General features: G+C 32.7%; 11 protein-coding genes. 6 read left to right on the top strand and 5 right to left on the bottom strand.

The features are described from left to right. Window positions 1-50 precede the first annotated feature (50 nt). From BWR22_RS14010 to BWR22_RS13990, 5 genes are all read right to left on the bottom strand, one after another. On the bottom strand, window positions 51-971 hold the full coding sequence (locus BWR22_RS14010; protein WP_076734270.1) for a T9SS type A sorting domain-containing protein: 921 nt from the start codon (window positions 969-971) through the stop codon (window positions 51-53). A gap of 11 nt (window positions 972-982) precedes the next feature. After that, window positions 983-3,838 (bottom strand): alpha-amylase family glycosyl hydrolase, encoded by a 2,856-nt coding sequence (locus BWR22_RS14005; protein ID WP_076734269.1) that lies wholly within the window; start codon window positions 3,836-3,838, stop codon window positions 983-985. 116 nt (window positions 3,839-3,954) lie between these two features. Further along, entirely contained in the window at window positions 3,955-4,986 is a 1,032-nt protein-coding gene (locus BWR22_RS14000) for a SusE domain-containing protein (protein WP_076734268.1), read from the bottom strand. An 11-nt stretch (window positions 4,987-4,997) separates the two neighbouring features. Then, complete coding sequence (locus BWR22_RS13995; protein ID WP_076734454.1) at window positions 4,998-6,896, bottom strand: RagB/SusD family nutrient uptake outer membrane protein; 1,899 nt, start codon at window positions 6,894-6,896, stop codon at window positions 4,998-5,000. Between the two features lie 11 nt (window positions 6,897-6,907). Further along, a complete protein-coding gene (locus BWR22_RS13990; RefSeq protein ID WP_076734267.1) occupies window positions 6,908-9,817 on the bottom strand; it encodes a SusC/RagA family TonB-linked outer membrane protein in 2,910 nt (969 codons plus the stop codon). Window positions 9,818-10,087: 270 nt separating this feature from the next. Here BWR22_RS13990 and BWR22_RS13985 point away from each other — a divergent pair, with 270 nt between their 5' ends. The 6 genes from BWR22_RS13985 to BWR22_RS13960 all read left to right on the top strand — a co-directional run bounded on the left by BWR22_RS13985 (window position 10,088) and on the right by BWR22_RS13960 (window position 21,148). Continuing rightward, window positions 10,088-11,128, top strand: a complete 1,041-nt coding sequence (locus BWR22_RS13985) for a LacI family DNA-binding transcriptional regulator (protein ID WP_076734266.1) — start codon at window positions 10,088-10,090, stop codon at window positions 11,126-11,128. Between the two features lie 131 nt (window positions 11,129-11,259). Beyond that, window positions 11,260-12,633, top strand: coding sequence for an MFS transporter (locus tag BWR22_RS13980; RefSeq protein WP_076734265.1), 1,374 nt, complete (start codon window positions 11,260-11,262; stop codon window positions 12,631-12,633). A gap of 3 nt (window positions 12,634-12,636) precedes the next feature. Then, window positions 12,637-13,293, top strand: coding sequence for a beta-phosphoglucomutase (gene pgmB, locus BWR22_RS13975; RefSeq protein WP_076734264.1), 657 nt, complete (start codon window positions 12,637-12,639; stop codon window positions 13,291-13,293). A 60-nt stretch (window positions 13,294-13,353) separates the two neighbouring features. Then, window positions 13,354-15,660 (top strand): glycoside hydrolase family 65 protein, encoded by a 2,307-nt coding sequence (locus BWR22_RS13970; protein WP_076734263.1) that lies wholly within the window; start codon window positions 13,354-13,356, stop codon window positions 15,658-15,660. Window positions 15,661-15,679: 19 nt separating this feature from the next. Then, entirely contained in the window at window positions 15,680-17,599 is a 1,920-nt protein-coding gene (locus tag BWR22_RS13965; RefSeq protein ID WP_076734262.1) for a glycoside hydrolase family 13 protein, read from the top strand. Window positions 17,600-17,671: 72 nt separating this feature from the next. Then, on the top strand, window positions 17,672-21,148 hold the full coding sequence (locus BWR22_RS13960; RefSeq protein WP_076734261.1) for a TIM-barrel domain-containing protein: 3,477 nt from the start codon (window positions 17,672-17,674) through the stop codon (window positions 21,146-21,148). Window positions 21,149-21,152: the final 4 nt, after the last annotated feature.

Genomic DNA, 21,152 nt, shown 5'->3' with positions numbered 1-21,152 from the left:
AGTTTTAAATATTTAAATTTAAAACTAGACTTAATGAGTAATTATAATAATTAAAGTTTTATAATTTTGGTAGAAGAAATAGCTCCAAACTCGTTTTCTAATTGAGCTATATAAACTCCTTTAGAGAAATTTTCAATATTAAATATAGTACCTTCTACTAAACCTCCATCAAAGCTTTTAATTAATTTACCAGTAATAGAATAAATATCTAATTTTTTAATTTTTTTGTTTACTGTAAAAGTATTTGAAATTGGATTAGGAAATAATTTTACTTCGTTAAAAGTAAAATTATTAGTTCCTAATGTTTGAGCATAAGTATATTGTGTTGTAGGTTTCCAAAAAATATCTGCATTATTACTACCATTCCAATCGTCTGCAAGATATACAGAGTAACCAGTAATATTTTGATTATTGAGTGTTACGTTAAAAATTTCGGCTCCATCGTTAATATCTACAGACATTGTTGTAGGTGAATTTAAAATGAATTTAAATTTAAAATCGTTATAAGTTGTTGATCCATTTATGCTTGATGCGTTTACAGCACCTCCATTAGAAACAACTTCCCACGGATCGTTAGCACCACTATTTCCGTTTAAATTAACTTGAACAGCATAATTATTTATTCTGTCTTCCCAACTTGTTGTTGCAGTTGGGTTAGATAGTAATGCTAAGCCAATAACGCCATACGAGGCTTGTGTTGCTGAGACGGTAATTGTAAACGAATCTCCAACCTGCATAGTTGTTGTAGTTCCTGATGTTGTTCCATCGGTAGTAAAATTTCTCCAAGCTACAGATTGCTTAGCATTAAAATTAGCCCACATTCCTAATTGGTCTGTAGCATTATCATATTTTCCTCCTCCATCATCAAAAAATGCATTATAGTTAGCTACTCTTTGAGGATAGTTAATTGTAGTTTGAGCATTTAAATTAAAGGCACAAATAAACAGTAATAGTGAATAATATTTTTTCATTGGTTAAAATTTTAATTAATAATTAATCTTTTAGAGGTTGTATTTGTACCATTATCTATTTTTAGAATGTATAATCCTTTAGAGATATTTGAAACGTTAAAAGAATGCCCAATTTTAAAATTGCCATTAAATGTTTTAATAAGTTTTCCAGATATATCGTAAACCTTTAATGAAGAAATTTCTTTATTAATTGAGAATGTATCTTTAGTAGGATTTGGATAAAGTGTTAATTTATTGTCTAATTCATTATCTATTGTAGATAGTGTTTGAGAGTTTTTATTTCCGTACATTTTAAACTGTCCAGCGTCTACAGGTATAGGTGTGTTAACATTAGTTACATTAATTGTAGTATTACCAGTAGGATCCATTAAATCGTACCAAGTACCGGTATAAGGAAAGTTAGGAACAATATTTTGATTATTGACATCGAAATTAGCTAATACAACAACGTTTTTTAGTCCAGTAGAAGGTAGAGTATCGTCCCAAATATAAATTTTTGGTGTTAAACTGTTATCTGTTTGATTTATGGAATAGTTTCCTTCAAAAACGTCTTCTTGTATTTTTAAAATATTTAATAGAGCCCAGTCGTTGTATATTTTATTTCTATTAACATCGGCCAACCAGTTATTGGTCCATTGTGGTTGAGGTTTTGTATCTAATTTACAATCGCCAATACCGTCTGCGTCACCTGGCTCGTTTACCGTGCCATTGTTGCAAGTAAAAATAGAATTTTCCATACCTAATGCTCCAAAATGCCAAATCATTTTTGGTCCTGGAATAGTTAAAGTTACTGCTCCTAAAGCAGACATTCTTGATAATGCAGTGTTTAAATCTCTTACATCATGAGAGCTATTACTTTGGTTTCCAAATTGAAGGTTTTTATACATTAATCGTTCTTCATCATGACTTTCTGCATATCCAACTAATCTTGGTGCGTTAAAGTTTCTACTGTTATGGCCAACACCGTTAATATCATTATTAGAATTATAACCCATAGTTAATTGATTAAAATTCTCAGTCATTTTTCCCCAAAGCATAATGCCTTTATCTTCATTAACTCTATAGTCTGCCCATTCTTTTTCTTCTTGATTACCTCCTAAATGTTCAAAAATAACATAGTGTGTTTCATCTTGAAGCCAAGAATGGTCTGCATAGTCTTTTAAGATAGCTACTCTATCTGATCTATAACCATTTGTGCAAGTTTCGTCACTAGCGGTACATTGTTGAGTAAAACCTTTTGTTAAATCCCAACGAAAACCATCAATTTTAAAATTGTTAATCCAATGTTCTATTACGCGCTTTACATATTCTTGGGTTCTTATATTTGAGTGATCAAAATCCGAACCTACGCTGTAGCTGTGTTTTGCTTCTTCATTAAAATATGGGTTTTCACTGCTTGGTTCTCCCCAACCATCGTTATCTGGATCGTTCATCCACATACGTACCATTGGATTTCTACCAAAAGCATGGTTTAAGGCAACATCTAAAATAACTGCAATACCATTTTGGTGGAAAGTGTCTACAAGTTCCTTAAATTTTTCTTCTGTTCCATAAAATTTATCTAATGCCATATGAAAAGAAGTATTGTATCCCCAACTTTCATTGCCTTCAAATTCCATTACAGGCATAAGTTGAATGGCGTTAATATTTAGATTTTTAAAATAATCAATCTTATCTATTAAATCTTGAAAGTTTCTATCGGTATCAAAATCTCTTATTAATACTTCGTAAATTATTAAGTCTTCTTTTTTTGGTTTTTGAAAATCTGTTACTTGCCATGCATACGGAGTTTGCCCAGTTTGTAAAACAGTAACTTCTCTTTCTTGTCCAGTTGGGTAAGATGGTAAGTTAGGATAAGTATTATTTGATATGTATGGGTCATCATATGGAGATAGAACCAACGTAGAGTAAGGATCTGCCGTTTTAACCATGGACGGAGAATTAGTAATTGGCGATTGGTCTACAACCCAATATTGATAAGTTTCAATTTGATTAGCTGTTAATCCAGTAAGTTCTAACCAAAACTTATCTGAAGTGGTGTCTTTTTTCATTGCATAAGTTGCATCTGGATTCCAGTTGTTAAAACTTCCTGCCACGTAAACAAAATCTTTATTTGGAGCTTCTAAAACAAGTGTTGCGGTTGTATTACTTGTATAATTTATTCCGTTTTGTAAACCACTTGGGATGGCTTGGTTTTGAGTGTTGTTTACTAAAATATCAAATTCTCTAGTAATTGTAGTGCCTCCTTGAGTTATAATTAATTCACAATTTTGATTTTCTGTTATATTTGAATAATAAAAACTATAAAACGAGGTTGTAGACGTATTTATAGTTGTGCCGTTTGCCTTAAATTCGTAATTGGCAGTACCATTTGTGTTTTGAGCCAATATTTGTGTTCCGCTTCCAGAATTAACTACAATTGTACCATTATTATCGGTTGGATTTATCATTGTTACTTGAAAAGAACCAACTGCAATTTGTAAGTCTGTGGTTTGTTGTGAAGCATCTGCACTTCTAAGAACAATATTAATAGCTGTAATAGTCCCAGAGTTAGTATAGTTATAATAATTTTTAATAGTTGGTGTTAAATCTAATTTATAGATATTTCCAGATACTAATGTTAGTGTAGGTTGAGTGGTATTGTTTCCCCAATCTCCAATTACGTTTTCCCAATTTGAAGTATCGTCTATAGTTACACCTGTATGTGCATAAATTGTTCCTGAATAAGTTTCTAAACCAGTTCCAGTTTTATCGAACAATAGTGTTGCGGAATCTGTTTCGTCTGGAGATGTGCCACCTTGCCAAGATAGCTGTGCGTATGAAATAAATACGCAAAGGAATAGCAGTAAAGATAATATTTTCTTCATTTTTATAGGTTTTAAAACGTGAAATAAATGTTAGTTGAGATAAAAAAAGCCTATTTAGTTTTTACAAGTAAATAGGCTTTAAAGGTTTTATTTAATACAATATTTAATAGATAAGATTACTCTACTTCTTCTAGCGTATAAGTTTGATTAAACAGATCCATAGTAACTTTGTAATTTCCTGCTGTGACAATAATATTATCTCCGCCAGAGTCTAAAGTACCATCTACACCAGTGTCTCCAAAGTTATTTCCCCAATCATTATTTAATCTAAACTTTAACTCTCCATCTACTAAAGTTACATAGGTTATATAAATGTCGTTTCCAGCTGGATACATTGGCCAGTCTGTGCCGTCCCATCCATTAGGAGTAGAGTCTCCTACTAATCCCCAGATATCTTCACTAGAAGCATCTTCTAATGTATAAGTAAGGGCATTTAAATTAAAGGTAACATAATATGTTCCAGCAGTTACAGCTATATTATCTCCGCCACCTTCTAAAGTACCATCTGCACCAGTATCTCCATAATTTACTGTCCAATCATTATTTTCTCTAAATTTAATTTCTCCATCAATTAAATATATATATGTTGCAAATACACCTTCCGTATCTGTTTTGTAGAAAGGAACATCTGGTCCATCCCAAGAGTTTGGTGTTGCACTACCAACTATTCCCCAATTAGTACTAAGATCTGAAAGTGCAGGATAAGGTGTCACAGTTAAATTAACAGCTTCAGAATAAACACTAGTTACTGTACTTAATTGAACTTCAAGTTTAAGTTGTACTTGAGATTCTTCATTAGGAGGTAATTCTAATGCTATTAGTAAGGAATTTAATTCTTGAGCAGTGAATGTTTTTTCTAAAGGCATAGTAGCTGTAGAACTTTGCGCAGATGAAAAATCACCGTTATTAGTATCTACTAAAACTTTATATGCAATTGGCGCAGCATTAAAACCAAAATCTGGAGCTGTCCAAGTTACTGTTAAAGCTTCTTGGTCTGCGTTAGCTTCTGTTAAAACTACTTCGTTTTCAGATAGCGTTACTAACGGTATTCCGTTGTTGTTTAATTCTGTAATTTCCGTATCATCGCAACTCACAAAAAGAGTTGCAATGCATAACGAAAGGACTAATTTATAAAATATGTTTTTCATTTTAATAGTTATTAATACCCTTCATTTTGAGAAAGGTTTGGGTTAACTGTTATAATACTGTTTGGTAAAGGAAATAGGTTTCTATAATTTGCAACAGAAGTTCCTTGAGGGCTATTACCTTTAAATGGCCATAGGTATGCGTCTGTTGTAAAATAATTGTAACGTATTAAATCTGTACGTCTTTGTCCTTCCCAATATAATTCTCTTGATCTTTCGTCAAGTATAAAGTCTAAAGTAATGTCTCCGCTTGATACGTTAGCGCCTGGACCTCCATTTGCTCTTTCAATTAATTCGTTAATTTTTGTTGTAGCTAAATTTAAATCACCGCCACCGCCACCTCGAAGAGTTGCTTCGGCATAGTTTAAATAGATTTCTGCTAATCTAATTAAAGGAAGATCTGTGTCTACAAAATCTCCACCAGAATCAACACCTTGGTCACCATTACTGTCAATGTTTTTAAATTTAGTAACTGCATATCCATCTGTAAACTCTGAAATATCTTCGATTTCTAAATTTTGGCCATCTGCATAAAACATTGCACGTTGATCGCTAGTAGGAGTAAATGAAGTAATTGAATATGTAAGCGCATCTAAATCTAAAGTAATATAATATGTTCCTGCAGTAACTGCAATATTCTCTCCTCCTGATTCTAGTGAACCATCTGCGCCATTATCACCATAATTGTTTCCCCAATCTTCGTTAAATCTGAATTTTAAGAAACCATCTGTTAATTCTGTATATAGCGCATATTGATTTGTACCAGTTTGGTACATTTCTGTATCTGGACCTGTCCATCCGTTTGGTGTTCCGTCTCCTACAATTCCCCAATCTGACTGTGTACCTAATGCATTATTTAAATCTGCGATACTTAATTGCGGGAATTTTTCTACTAGGCTTTTAGTTGTTCTAAGGCCTGCCCAACCACCATTTACACCAAATTCTGTTGCATCCATTGCTCCTCCAATTGCAGCGTGTACTAAAAAAGTAGAGCCACCATAGGTTTGAGATCTAAGACCATCGAAATTTAAAGTAAATATAAATTCGTTTTGAGCACCATTAGTATCGTTGTCTGCTAAGAATAATTCATCATAAGCAGTTCCGTTACCATTAGCATCATTTGTATTAATACTATAAGTAGAATTTATAACATTGTTAGAATATGTTACACAGTCTGTGTAACGAGATGTTCCTGTCCACACTTCAGCATTTAGGTATAATTTAGATAATAATGCCCAGGCAGCAACTTCGTCTACTCTTCCATATTCGTTTGATCCACTTTGACTTAAGATGTTTTGAATTTCTAATAATTCAGATTCTACAAAGTTAAATAGTTCTATTCTTGATGCTTGTTGTGGTAAATCTGTTGATACTTCTGTAACAAGTGGTACATTACCATATAAATCTATTAAATTGTAATAAGCAAAGGCTCTTAAAAATCTTGCTTCGGCAATGAAAGTTTGTACTTCAATTTCTGATAATGCACTAGCATTTTCTATAAACGAGTTACAAAAAGAAACTTCTTGTGCAAGTCTATAGTACATAGCTTCTGTAAAATCATTACCTCCAGACCAGTATTGCCCGTGTAAATCTGGTAAACCTGCGTCTCCCCAACCTACTACAGCGTGGTCTGTGGTTAATTCATTTAAATTAAAAAGCATTCTAGAATATTGAGAGAATCCTTCATCAATATCTGCAATATCTGCTTGCCCAGATGGACCTTGTTGTCCTGTAAGTGCTAAACTAGCATACAATTTTGCTAAAGCTCCTTTTGCTTCAATAGCATTTGCAAAAACGTCTTCTTCTGTAAAACTATCTGGATCGATAGGTGATTGATCTAAATCGTCATGGCAAGATACTAGACCTAAGGCTAATACCATAAGTGCCATTAAATGTTTAAGTTCTTTTTTCATTTTCATTTTTTTTAAAAGTCAATATTTACACCCATAACAAATGATCTAGGTCTTGGATAAAAGTTATTATCGATACCTAGGTTAATTTCTGGATCTAAGCCATCGTAATCTGTAACTGTTAATACATTTTGTAAAGATCCATAAAATCTAAATGTTGTATTTTTTAATTTATCTAAAGTATAACCAATAGTAATGTTATCTATTTTAAAGAAAGATGCTTCTTGTACAAAGTGATCACTTACGGCAGTATTACCATCAATTACAGTAAAACCTGTATTGTAGTAATCTGTATGTATGTTAGATAAAATGCTGTTATTAGTTGCATTTGCTAAAACACCTCTATTTGCTTGAACATCGTTATACATATAGTTTCCTAAACTTGCTCTTGATTGTAAAGAGAAGTCCCAGTTTTTATAACTTACATTTGTGTTAAAGCCCATTAATACGTCTCCAAATGGGTCTTCTTTAATGTATTTATCTTCATCATTAATAATGTTATCTCCATTTCTATCTACAAATACGCCTTCTAAAGGTGCTCCAGATGCATCGTATACTTGTTCGAAAACATAAAAACTATTTGCAGATTCTCCTTCTCTATGTACTTGAACGGTATTACCAACACCTGTAGAAATTCCACCTTGTGGTTGGTCTGCAGATAATTTTGTAATTTCATTATCATTAAATGCAATATTGTAATTAACAGACCATTCAAAATCATCTGTTCTTACAGGAACTAAGTTTAAATTTAATTCTAAACCTTTATTTTCCATATTACCAATGTTTGCATTAATTCTGTTTCCAAAATTTGTAAAAGGATCTACAAGTGAGCTTGCAATAAGATCGGTAGTTTCTTTTCTATACGCATTTATAGAACCAGAAATACGTCTGTTTAAAAAGGCATAGTCTAAACCAATATTTAAAGTTCTACCAATTTCCCAACGCAAATCGCTATTTATAGGTTCTGGTCTATAAGTTTGGTAAAATTGACTTCCAAATTGGTAATTGGCAGTATCTGTACTTCCTTGGTATCTAGTTAAAAATTGATAGTCACCAAGTCCGTTAATATTTCCAACTTCTCCATAACCAACACGTAATTTTAATTCATTGAAGAATGAATCTTGCATAAAATCTTCGTTATGAATACTCCAAGCTGCAGCTACAGATGGAAAAATTCCCCAACGATCATCTGGATTTAACTTAGACGAAGCATCTGCTCTTACAGAAGCTGTTAAGTAATATTTACCATTGTAATCGTAATTTGCTCTACTAAAGTAAGATAGTAATACATTTTTAGATTTATCAATAAATTCAAATTGATTACCATCTTCTTGTGCCTCACTATCATAACTAAAGTTGTCGTACTCAAAAGATTGGTAAGCATAACCAGCTGCAACTGTTAAGTTATGAATGTCTTTAAAAGAGTTTTTGTAAGTTAGGTAAGCATCAAAAATCTTATTGTCCGAGTTATTAATATAACTTGACCTTGCTCCATTAAAAGTATCATCGGCAGTTGGAATAAATTGTGAAGTAATTGTTCTACCATGACTATTTGAAGTGTCATATCCTACGTTAATTGTAGCTGTAAAATTCTCAAAACCATGAATTTTATAATTGAATTTAGCATTTCCAACAAGTCTTCTTACTTCAGAAGTATCGTCTTTCAAATCCAATAAAGCTAATGGGTTTGTTGGTGCTAAGCTGTTTTGGTTACCTGTTCCAGCATCTAACCAAGCAAAATATCCTGCATATTGCGAGCTAGAATCGAAGATTGATTGTGTTGGGTCAAAACTTATAGCACTACCAATAGCTCCTCTATCTGCAAAAGTATTTTCGGTATACATTGCTCTTGCATTTAACTCAATATTTAAGTGGTCATCTAATAAGCTAGGTGTTAAGTTTAAAGAAGCAGTAGTACGTTGTAAATTATCAGTTTTTAATATTCCTTCATGTTCAGAATAACCAATTGAAGCTCTCATAGGTATACCAAAAGCGCTACCTAATGCACTAAAATTATGATCTTGACCAAATGCTGTTCTATATATTTCGTCTTGCCAGTTTGTATCTGCATTTCCTAATAATGCAATTTCCGATGGTGATCCTATGTCATTTATTAACGTTCTAAATTGGTTAGAAGATAATACATCAATATCGTCTACAGGACTATAAACTGTAGTTTGAGAACTAATATTAAATTTAAAATCGTTGTTTTTTCCTTTTTTGGTTGTAATTAAAATTACACCGTTTGCTCCTCTAGACCCATAAATAGCTGTAGAAGATGCGTCTTTTAAAACTACAAACGTTTCAATATCGTTTGGATTAATAAAGTTTAATGGGTTTCTAGATCCGCCAACACCTCCATTATCTAATGGGATTCCATCGACTACAAATAGTGGTTGAGTAGTTAAAGATAAAGAACCGGCTCCACGAATATTAATGCTTTGCCCATCTCCAGGAGCTCCACTACCAGTTGTTACATTTACACCTGCCACTTTACCACTAATAAGAGCTTGAGCAGATACTATAGGTCCTTTGTTAAAATCTTCACTGGTTAACAAATCTGTTGTTCCAGTTAAGTCTTCTTTTTTTACACCTCCATATCCAATTAAAACGACTTCGTCTAGCTGAGAAGCGTCTTCAGCTAAAGCAACGTTTAAATTAGTTTGGCCAGAATATGTAATTTCTTGAGCGGTATAGCCTACGTAAGAGAATTCTAAAACATCTCCATTTTTAACAGATATTTCATATTTACCATCAAAATCTGTTGACGTACCACTATTTGTACCTTTAACAATTACATTCACGCCAGGTAGAGGAAGTGATGATGATTGTTCTGTAACTGTTCCCGTTATTGTAGTTTGTGCTAATGCGATTGCAGGTAACACACATAAAATGAACAGTATACTTTTAAAAATTGTTTTCATACAATATTATTAAGTTAGTTATTTTAAATTTTAACTTATATTTTTACTTCTCGAGGTTAAATCTATGTAAATATTATGTTAATATTACGAGAGCCTTATATTTTATGGGCTACGCAAACGTTTTCGTGTTGACAACTTTTTTTTTAAGATGATAAATTGGCAAAAAAACAGCCCTTTTTTCTTTTTTTTGTGTATTTATCCAAACAATTTTAATAAATGAACAATTAATCCTCGTATTTTTGAGATTATTGAAATGACTTAACTATAATTATGAAACGAAAAGTAACCTTAAAACAAATAGCAAAGGAATTAGATGTGTCTATTTCTACAGTATCTAAAGCACTTAGAAATAGTGTGGAAATTAGTGAAGATACACGCTTAAAAGTTCAGGCTTTTGCTAAGCTATATAATTATAGACCTAATAATATTGCACTGAGTTTAAAAAATAGAAAGACAAAAACTATTGGAATTATTATTCCAGAAATTGTACACCATTTTTTCTCTAAAGTAATTAGTGGTATAGAATCTGTAGCTAATAAAAGAGGTTACAATGTTATTGTAGGATTATCAAACGAGTCTTTTGCAAAAGAGGTTATAAATATGGAAATGCTTGCAAATGGAAGTATCGACGGATTTATTTTATCTATAGCTAAAGAAACATTACAGCAACAAGATTATCATCATTTTACAGAGACTATAAATCAAGGTATGCCTATTGTTATGTTTGATCGTGTTGTTAATGATATAAAATGTGATAAAGTAATAGTTGATGATTCTCAAGGTGCAAAACTTGCGGTTAATAAGCTAATTGAAAACGGCTGTAAAAACATAGCAATTGTAACAACCAAGGATTATGTAAGTGTTGGTAAATTAAGAACACAAGGCTATTTAGAAGCGTTAGAAGATCATAAAATTGATCCAAAAGCTAGTTTAATTTTAAAGGTGCATGACCAATTATTATCTGAAGATCATCTCGATTCTTTAGAAATAGAAATTGATAATTTGTTTAAAAATAATAAAAATATTGATGGCGTTTTTGCTGTAAACGAGCTGTATGCAATTACTGCAATGAAGGTTGCTAGAAAGCTTGGGTTAAAAATTCCTGAAGACTTACAAATTGTTGGTTTTACAGATGGAGTATTGTCTAAACATGCTGTTCCTGCTTTAACTACAGTAAGTCAGCATGGTAAGAAAATAGGCGAAAAAGCAGCCGAATTATTAATAAATAATTTAGAAAGGGAAGATGAAGAAGACTATGCAGAAACTGTTGTAATTGAAACAGAATTAATAGAACGTAAGTCGACAAAATAAAAAAAAATCTTTGCTCAATTAAAATCTTTTATATCTTTACAGCATTCAAAACATATATTTTTACTTCTCAGGTAATATAGTTTTGATGAGTAAATGCTTGTCAAAATAGTAATAATTTAAACTTACTATTTATGAAAAAGCGTACCCTTGGTTTTTGGGAAATCTGGAACATGAGTTTTGGTTTCTTAGGAATTCAATTTGGTTTTGCACTGCAAGGAGGCTTCATGTCTCGAATATTTCAAACATTAGGAGCAAGTAAAGACGAAATCCCATTACTATGGATTGCAGCACCTTTAACAGGTTTGCTAGTTCAACCCATTATTGGTTACATGAGTGATCGTACTTGGAGTAACAAATGGGGAAGACGACGTCCTTATTTTTTAATAGGAGCTATCTTAAGTTCCTTAGCACTATTTTTTGTGCCTTATTCTCCAGCACTTTGGGTTGCAGCTGGTTTTTTATGGATTTTAGATGCTTCCATTAATGTGTCAATGGAGCCGTTTAGAGCACTTGTTGCAGATAAACTTCCCGAATCTCAACGCTCATATGGCTTTGTAGTTCAAACGTTAATTATTGGTATTGGTACTTGGGTTGCAAGTAATTTACCTTGGATGGTATCAAAATTTGGAGTTAGTGATGCAGCAGATTTAGGTGTTATTCCAGACTCTGTAAAAATTGCATTCGCAATTGGTGCATTCGTGTTTTTGCTAAGTATTCTCTACACTGTGTTTACTACAACAGAATATCCTCCAGAAGACATGGAAGAGTTCGAACGTGAAAAAGCTAAAAAGAATAACTTCATTCCAGACATTTTAAATAATATTGGTAACATGCCATTAACCATGAAAAAATTAGGAGTCATCCAATTCTTTTCTTGGTTTGCATTTTTTACTATGTGGAGTATGGCTAATCCAGCACTAACTGAGCATGTATTTAATACACCAGCTCCAATAGAAAGTGCTTTTGATATGGCAGATACAGTACAAAAAGCAGCGTTTGATACGCAAAACACAGCGTTTCAAAAATCATCAAATTTAGTAGGTTCTGCAATGGGAATTTACGGTTTATCATCAATGGCTTTTGCATTACTATTAGTAGTATATACTTCAAAAAGGCGCATCAACCGTAAGCTAGTGCATATGGGATCTCTAATTTTAGGAGGTATTGGTTTCCTTGCTATGTATTACGCTTCGCCAGAACAACTAAAATATTGCTTTGTGTTAATAGGTTTTGCTTGGGGAAGTATTTTATCTATGCCTTACGCCATGCTATCAAGTTCTGTAGACCCTAAAAAAATGGGAGTGATTATGGGAATTTTCAACATGTTTATAGTAATCCCACAAATTATTGCTGCCTTAGGTGGAATCAACTTTGTCTCTAGTTTATTAGGAGAAGAAGCTATTAATGCAATGACAGTTGCAGGAATAAGTTTAATAATTGCAGGACTTTGCAACTTATTAATCACAAACAAAAACGCAATTACGTATCAAGCTGAAGAAATATAAATAATGAATAAAAAAGGATTCATATTCGATTTAGATGGTGTTATTGTAGACACTGCAAAATATCACTTTTTAGCATGGCAAAACCTTGCAAAGAGTATTGATATAGATTTTACACACGAGCAAAACGAACAACTTAAAGGTGTTAGCCGAGTAAAATCATTAGAAAAAATACTGAATTGGGGAAATAAAACCATTTCAGAAGAACTGTTTACATCATTAATGGGTAAAAAAAATGAAGAGTATCTAAGCTTCATTGCAAAAATGACTGATGAAGAAATTTTACCAGATGTACCAAGAGTATTAGATTATTTAATAGAAAAGGCACAGCCAATATCTTTAGGTTCTGCTAGTAAAAATGCACGACCAATTTTAGAAAAAGTCAACTTGCTTTCAAAGTTTGATGCTATTGTTGATGGTAACGATGTTAGTAAAGCAAAACCAGATCCAGAAGTGTTTTTAATTGCAGCAAAGCATTTAAACATGAAACCAGAAGATTGTATTGTTTTTGAAGATTCTGTAGCTGGTGTTCAAGCTGCAAATACTGCAAATATGATTTCTATTGGTATAGGCGAAAAAGACGTATTACATGAAGCAGATTACATTTTTTCAGATTTTACTGAAATTGAAAATAGCTTTATAGAAGAATTAATAAATAGATAAAAAATGTTGAAAGTCACGCTTATTTTATCCGAAGTGATTTTCATCAAAAAAATATAAAAAATGAATCAAGATTATATACAACCAGACAATTGGTCTATAATTGAAGAAGGCTTTGATAAAGAAAGAGTAAAGTCGTCAGAAAGTTTATTTAGCATCGGAAATGGTGCAATGGGTCAACGTGCTAATTTTGAAGAACAATACACAGGTCCAACCTTTCAAGGAAGCTACATTGCTGGTGTTTACTATCCAGATAAAACCAGAGTTGGTTGGTGGAAAAATGGCTATCCAGAGTATTTTGCTAAGGTATTAAATGCACCAAATTGGATAGGTATTAATATTGAAATTAATGGCGAACAATTAGATTTAAACACCTGCGTTTCTGTATCTAATTTTAGACGAGAACTTAACATGCAAGAAGGTTGGTTGTCAAGGTCGTTTACTGCAACGCTTCAAAATAAATTAGAAATTGAAGTGAAAGTCCTTCGTTTTTTAAGTTTAGATTTAGATGAGGTTGGAGCTATAAATTACCAAGTAAAACCTTTAAATGGAGAAGCGACTATTAAGTTTCAGCCATATTTAGATTCAGGTATTACCAATGAAGATACCAATTGGGACGACCAATTCTGGGATACTTTAAATGTAAGTACAGAAAACGAGCAAGCGTTTATTGAAGCAAGAACCATGAAAACAGCTTTTCATACTTGCACTTTTATGCAGTCTTCGGTTTTTGTAAATAATACAAAACAAGAACAAACACCAGAAATAGATAAACAAGAACACACTGTTTCATTTACGTATACAGTTTCTGTAAATGCAGGAGAAACAGCAAGCATTCAAAAGTTTGGTGGTTACACAGTAGATAGAAATCACGATAAGAATCAGTTAGTTTCAGCAGCTAAAAAAGCATTAGATACTGCTTCCAATTTAGGATTCAATGCACTTTTAAATAATCAAAAAGAAGCTTGGTCAAAAATCTGGGAAATGTCAGACATTACAATCGATGGAGACGTAAAAGCACAACAAGGTATTCGTTTTAATATTTTCCAATTAAATCAAACCTATTCAGGAAAAGATTCTACATTAAACATTGGACCAAAAGGATTTACAGGTGAAAAGTATGGTGGAAGTACCTATTGGGATACCGAAGCCTATTGCATTCCTTTTTATATGGCTACCAAAGATCAAAAAGTAGCACGAAACTTATTGCAATACCGTTATAATCACTTAGAAAAAGCGATTGAAAATGCCGGAAAATTAGGCTTTAATAATGGAGCAGCATTGTATCCAATGGTAACCATGAATGGTGAAGAATGCCATAACGAATGGGAAATTACCTTTGAAGAAATCCACAGAAATGGAGCCATCGCATTTGCCATTTTTAACTACTATCGTTATACAGGAGATTATAGCTATATTCCAGAAATGGGATTAGAAGTGCTTATTGGTATTGCTAGATTCTGGCAACAACGTGCTACTTTTTCTACAGATAAAAATAAGTATGTTATTTTAGGTGTTACTGGTCCTAATGAGTACGAAAACAACATCAATAATAACTGGTATACCAACTATTTAGCTAAATGGTGTATTGATTATGCTTTAGAGCAAATCGAAAAAGTAAAAGAAGGTTATAACGACGATTATTTACGTATTGCTGGAAAAACAAAAATTACAGATAACGAATTAGAAGCTTGGAAAAAAGTAGCAGATAATATGTTTTTTCCTTATTCTGAAAAACACCAAGTTTACTTACAACAAGATGGCTTTTTAGATAAAGAATTAATTACGGTTTCAGATTTACCAAACGAAGATAGACCAATAAACCAAAAGTGGAGTTGGGACAGAATCTTACGTTCGCCTTATATCAAACAAGCAGATACTTTACAAGGTTTTTACTTCTTTGAAGATCAATTTTCAACCGAAGAATTAAAACGTCATTTCGATTTTTACGAACCTTTTACAGTACATGAAAGCTCGCTTTCACCATGTGTACACAGTATTCAAGCTGCTAAATTAGACCAAATGGAGCAAGCGTATACGTTCTATTTACGTACCTCTCGTTTAGATTTAGACGATTATAATAAAGAGGTAGAAGAAGGCTTGCACATTACCAGTATGGCTGGAACTTGGATGAGTATTGTAGAAGGTTTTGGAGGTATGCGTGTTAAAAACGATACGCTACATTTTGAACCTCGTATTCCTAAAGAATGGGAAGCATATTCGTTTAAAGTAAACTTTAGAGATCAAATTTTAAAAGTGAATGTATCGCAAGCGGAAACAACTTTCGAGTTAGAAGGAAATACAGATTTAAACATAATAATAAATAGTAATCCCTTAACTATTTCACCAAATAACTTGGTGAAAGTTTAAACTAAATACACTAATTAAAATGAAAAAATTAATACACCTAGCATTAATAATTTTAATTAGTGTTAGTTTTTCTTGTCAGAAGGAAACTGAAAAAACTCAAACTTCTGAAGTTGTAACCAAAGTTAAAAATGACATTGAGCGTATTGAACCTCCACACTGGTGGACTGGTTTTAAAAATACTCAAGTGCAATTATTGGTGAAACATCCAAACATTATGGAAGCAACACCTAGTATAAATTATGCAGGAGTTTCTATTGAAAAAGTGCATAAAGCAGATAGTCCTAATTATCTGTTTTTAGATTTAAATATTTCAGAAAGTACAAAAGCAGGACTATTTAATATTCATTTTAAATTTAATGAAGAAAAAGAACTCGTTCAAACTTATGAAATTAAAAATCGATTAAAAGATGCTTCCGATTATCAAGGATTTGATAGTAAAGATGCTATTTATTTAATCACTCCAGATCGTTTTGCAAATGGAGATACTTCTAATGATATAAATGAAAGTTTAAAGGAAAAAACCATCGATAGAAAAAATGATTATGCACGTCATGGTGGTGATTTACGAGGTATTATTCAGCATTTAGATTATATAGAGGAGATGGGTTTTACCCAAATTTGGTCGTGTCCTTTATTAACCAATGACATGGAAAGGTCTTCGTATCATGGCTATGCAATGACCGATTTTTACCAAGTAGATCCACGTTACGGAAACTTAGAAGAATACCAAGAATTAGCTACAAAAGCGAAAGAAAAAGGTATCGGTTTAATCATGGACCAAGTGGCTAATCATTGCGGAAGTGCACATTGGTGGATGCAAGATTTACCGTTTAAAGATTGGGTAAACCAACAAGAGAGCTTTGAGAATAATAAACCATTAAATAACTCCAATCACAGACGTACGAGTAACCAAGATTCGTACGCTTCTAAACGCGATAAAAAAGAAATGGCCGAAGGTTGGTTTGTACCAACAATGCCAGATTTAAATCAGCGTAATCCGTTTATGGCAAACTATATTATTCAGAATAGTATTTGGTGGGTAGAAACCTTAAATCTTAGCGGAATTCGTCAAGATACCTATCCATATCCTGATAAAACATTTATGTCTAATTGGGCAGGAGCAATCATGAATGAGTATCCTAACTTTAGTATTGTTGGTGAAGAATGGAGTACCAATCCGTTATTAATTGCCTATTGGCAAGAAGGTCATGACAATAAAGATGGTTACGATTCTAATTTAAGATCGACTATGGATTTTGCTATGCAAAAAAATATGGTCGATGCTTTAAATGAAGACGAAAAATGGGATACTGGATTAGTGAAAATATATGAAGGGTTGGCTAACGATTTTGCGTATGCATCACCAAAAGATATTATGGTATTTCCAGACAATCATGATATGAGTCGCATTTTTACACAGCTAAAAGGAGATGTGCCAAATACCAAAATGGCATTGAGTTATTTACTGACTTTACCTAGAATTCCGCAAATATATTATGGTACAGAAATACTAATGCATGACTTTGAAAAACCTGGCGATCATGGTTTAATTCGTACCGATTTTCCAGGAGGTTGGCAAGGTGATATTGTAAATGCATTCTCAGGTGAAGGCTTAACAGATGCACAAAAAGACATGCAGTTATTCCTTAAAAAAGTATTGAATTATAGAAAATCTAGTGATGCCATCCACAATGGACAAACCATCCATTTTGCTCCATTTATGGGAACATATTTCTTGTTTAGAGTGATTGAAGGTGAAACGTTTGTTCATATCATAAATAAAAATGAAGAACCAATTACTATCGATTTAAATCGTTACGAAGAAGTTGGTCTAAACGGAAAAACATTAATAAATATCATAACTGGTGAAACTTTCAAGTGGCAAGATAAAATTATCTTAAGCGAAAGAGGAAGTCTATTATTAACCACAAAAATATAATTGGTTGTCATTCCGCACTTGATGCGAAAATCAAAGATTCAGTATATGCTAATCTGCTCTTAAAGATTAAATATGAAAAAAATATTATACATATTATCCTTTTTACTATTTCAAGTAACAGTTGCACAAGTCACAATAATTATTGATGAACTTCCAAAAGACACACCAAAAGACGCATCCCTATTTATTTCAGGAGATTTTGAAGGTTGGTCTGGTGGACATAAAGATTACCAATTGCAGCAAGTAAATGGACAGTACCAAATCACACTTCCTAAAACAGAACAACGCATTTTATATAAGTTTACCTTAGGGAATTGGGAGGCTTCAGAGAGCACCAATACAGGTGAAAAAATAGATAATCGTATCTATAAGTTTACAGAGCCTAACGACACAATACATGTAAAAATCGAAGGTTGGAGTCATTTGTTTGATGCTAAGGAAGCATCAACAGCTTCAAAAAATGTTTCCATTATTTCAGAAACTTTCAATATACCACAACTTAACAGAAAACGTCGTGTTTGGATCTATTTACCTCCAGATTATAACACATCAAAACAAGATTATCCTGTAGTGTATATGCATGATGGTCAAAATATTTTTGATGCTAAAACCTCTGGTTATGGTGAGTGGAATGTAGACGAAACTTTAGATAAATTATTTAAAGACAACCTAAAACTTATTGTGGTTGGTGTAGATAATGGTACTTCTAAACGTTTAGATGAATATTCTCCATGGGTAAACAACAAATATGGTGGAGGCGAAGGTGAAGCCTATGTCAATTTTATTGTAAACACATTAAAACCTTACATTGATACTAATTATAACACCAAAAAGGATAGAACTAATACAGCTATTTTTGGAAGTTCTATGGGAGGTTTAATTTCGCATTATGCTGCTTTAAAACACCCAACAGTTTTTGGTAAAGTTGGAGTGTATTCTCCTGCATTTTGGTTTGCTCCAGAAGTACATCCTTTTACAAAATCTCATGCTAATCTTCAAAATACAAAAATGTACTTTTTAGCAGGAGGAAAAGAAGGTGAAAAAGCGGGCTATGACGAGATTAGTCAAACCGTTACAGACATGAATAGTATTACTTCTATTTTAAAAAATAATGGTTTTCCTGAAAAAAATATACAATCTAAAGTCGTTCCGGAAGGAAAGCATAATGAAGCACTTTGGAGTACTAATTTTGCTGAAGCTATTACTTGGTTGTTTGAAGATGCAATGCAAAAAAGAGAGTTCAAGACAGCAAGCTTTCAAGACAATCAATTACATATTCAGGTTTCAGATGGAAATTATAAAATGCATTTTTACCATCCTGAAATTATCGAAACTACATTTTTACCAACAGGAGAAACATTTAATGAAAAGTCACACGCAGTTACTTTAGACAAAGTGTTTTCTGATGTAAAATTTAATGAAACAGAAAATGAAATTACTTTTCAATCTGAAAAATTAACAGTAAAAATCACAAAAACACCTTTTCATATTTCGTATTGGAAAGATGGAGAAGAATTGACTTCGGTAAAAAATGGCTATCAAAAAACAGACGAGTTTGAAACCATTAGTTTCAATTTAAAACCAGAGGAAGTATTGTATGGTGGAGGCGCAAGAGCGTTAGGCATGAACCGAAGAGGAAACCGTTTAGAGTTATACAACAAAGCACATTATGGTTATGAAGATAGAAGTGAATTAATGAATTACACGATGCCAGTGGTAGTATCTTCTAACAAGTATTTAATTCATTTTGATAATGCACCAATTGGCTTTTTAGATTTAGATAGCAAAGCAGAGAACACACTAACTTACGAAACTATTTCAGGTAGAAAAACCTATCAAGTAGTAGTTGGTGACTCTTGGTTAGATCTTACTAAAAACTATGCTAAACTTACAGGAACACAACCTATGCCACCACGTTGGGCTTTAGGTAATTTTTCTAGCCGATTTGGTTACCATTCACAAAAAGAAGTAGAAGCAACAGTTCAAAAATTTAGAGATGAGGAAATTCCGTTAGATGCCATAATTATTGATATTTTTTGGTTCGGAAAAACCATTCAAGGTACCATGGGAAATCTAGCGTTTGATCGCGATTCTTTTCCAAATCCAAAACAAATGATTAAAGGGTTAAAAGACAATAATGTCAAAACCGTTTTGGTAACAGAACCGTTTGTATTAACCACGTCTAATCGTTGGGACGAAGCGGTAAAAGCAGATGTTTTAGCTAAAGATTCTATTGGAAACCCGTTTACTTTCGATTTCTATTTTGGTAATACAGGTTTGATTGATATTTATAATCCGAAAGGAAAAAAATGGTTTCAAAATATTTACAAAGACTTAGCCAATTTAGGAGTCTCAGGTGTTTGGGGAGATTTAGGAGAACCAGAAGTACATCCTAAAGGATTACTGCACGCAACAGGAACAGCAGACGAAGTACATAATATTTATGGTCATAATTGGGCAGAATCTGTACAAGAGATGTACTCACAAAACTTTCCAAACACAAGACCGTTTATTTTAATGCGTGCAGGTAGTTCTGGATCGCAACGTTTTGGTATGATTCCTTGGTCTGGTGATGTCAATAGAACTTGGGGAGGATTACAATCTCAGCCAGAAATTGCACTGCAAATGGGACTACAAGGCTTGGCTTTTATGCACAGTGATTTGGGTGGTTTTGCTGGTAATAATTTAGACGATGAGTTGTATGCACGATGGTTGCAATATGGCGTTTTTCAACCTATTTATAGACCACATGCACAAGAAGAAGTGCCTGCAGAACCTGTTTTTAGAAGCGCTAAAGCAAAAGGCTTAGCAAAACAAGCAATCGAATTACGTTACCAATTACTACCATATAACTACAATTTAGTTTTCGAGAATAACCAAACAGGAGCACCTTTAATGCGAGCCTTATTTTTTGAAGAAGAAGACAATGCGAAGTTGCAAACTATGGCTTCAACATACCTTTGGGGAAATGACTTTTTAGTGACACCAATTGTAAATCCAGAACAAAAAGAAGCTGAGGTTTACTTTCCGAAAAACAGTAATTGGTTTGATTTTTATACAGATGAAAAAGTGAAAGGTGGACAATCACTTTTAGTTAAAACGGAAGAAAATCAGATTCCAACGTACGTTCGTGGTGGTGCATTTATTCCAACTGCAAAAGCCATGCAAAGTACTGCAGAATATAACGGAAACACTTTCGACTTACATTTTTATTTTGATGCATCAGTTATTGAAAGCGAGCGAACTCTTTATAATGACGATGGTGAAACCAAAAATGCTTTTGAAAAAAGAAACTATGAAATTCTTCAATTTAAATCAGAAACAACAAATACATCTTTAGAATTCGATTTTCAAGCTGAAATAGGTGTAAATTTTACAGCTTCAACCAAAACAATAGATGTGATAATTCACAATTTTCCAAAAGCACCAAAAAGCATAAAATTCAATAGAAAAAAAATAGAATTTAACTATAATGAAGTTTCAAAAACATTGACTTTTCATGTGAATTGGAATACTTCAAAAGAGGTTGAAGCACAAATTAAATATTAAGTAT

This window comes from Lacinutrix venerupis, assembly GCF_001971745.1.
GTDB lineage: Bacteria > Bacteroidota > Bacteroidia > Flavobacteriales > Flavobacteriaceae > Lacinutrix > Lacinutrix venerupis.
The sequence above is the reverse complement of the archived record's forward strand: the minus strand, read 5'-3'. Positions and strand labels throughout refer to the sequence as shown.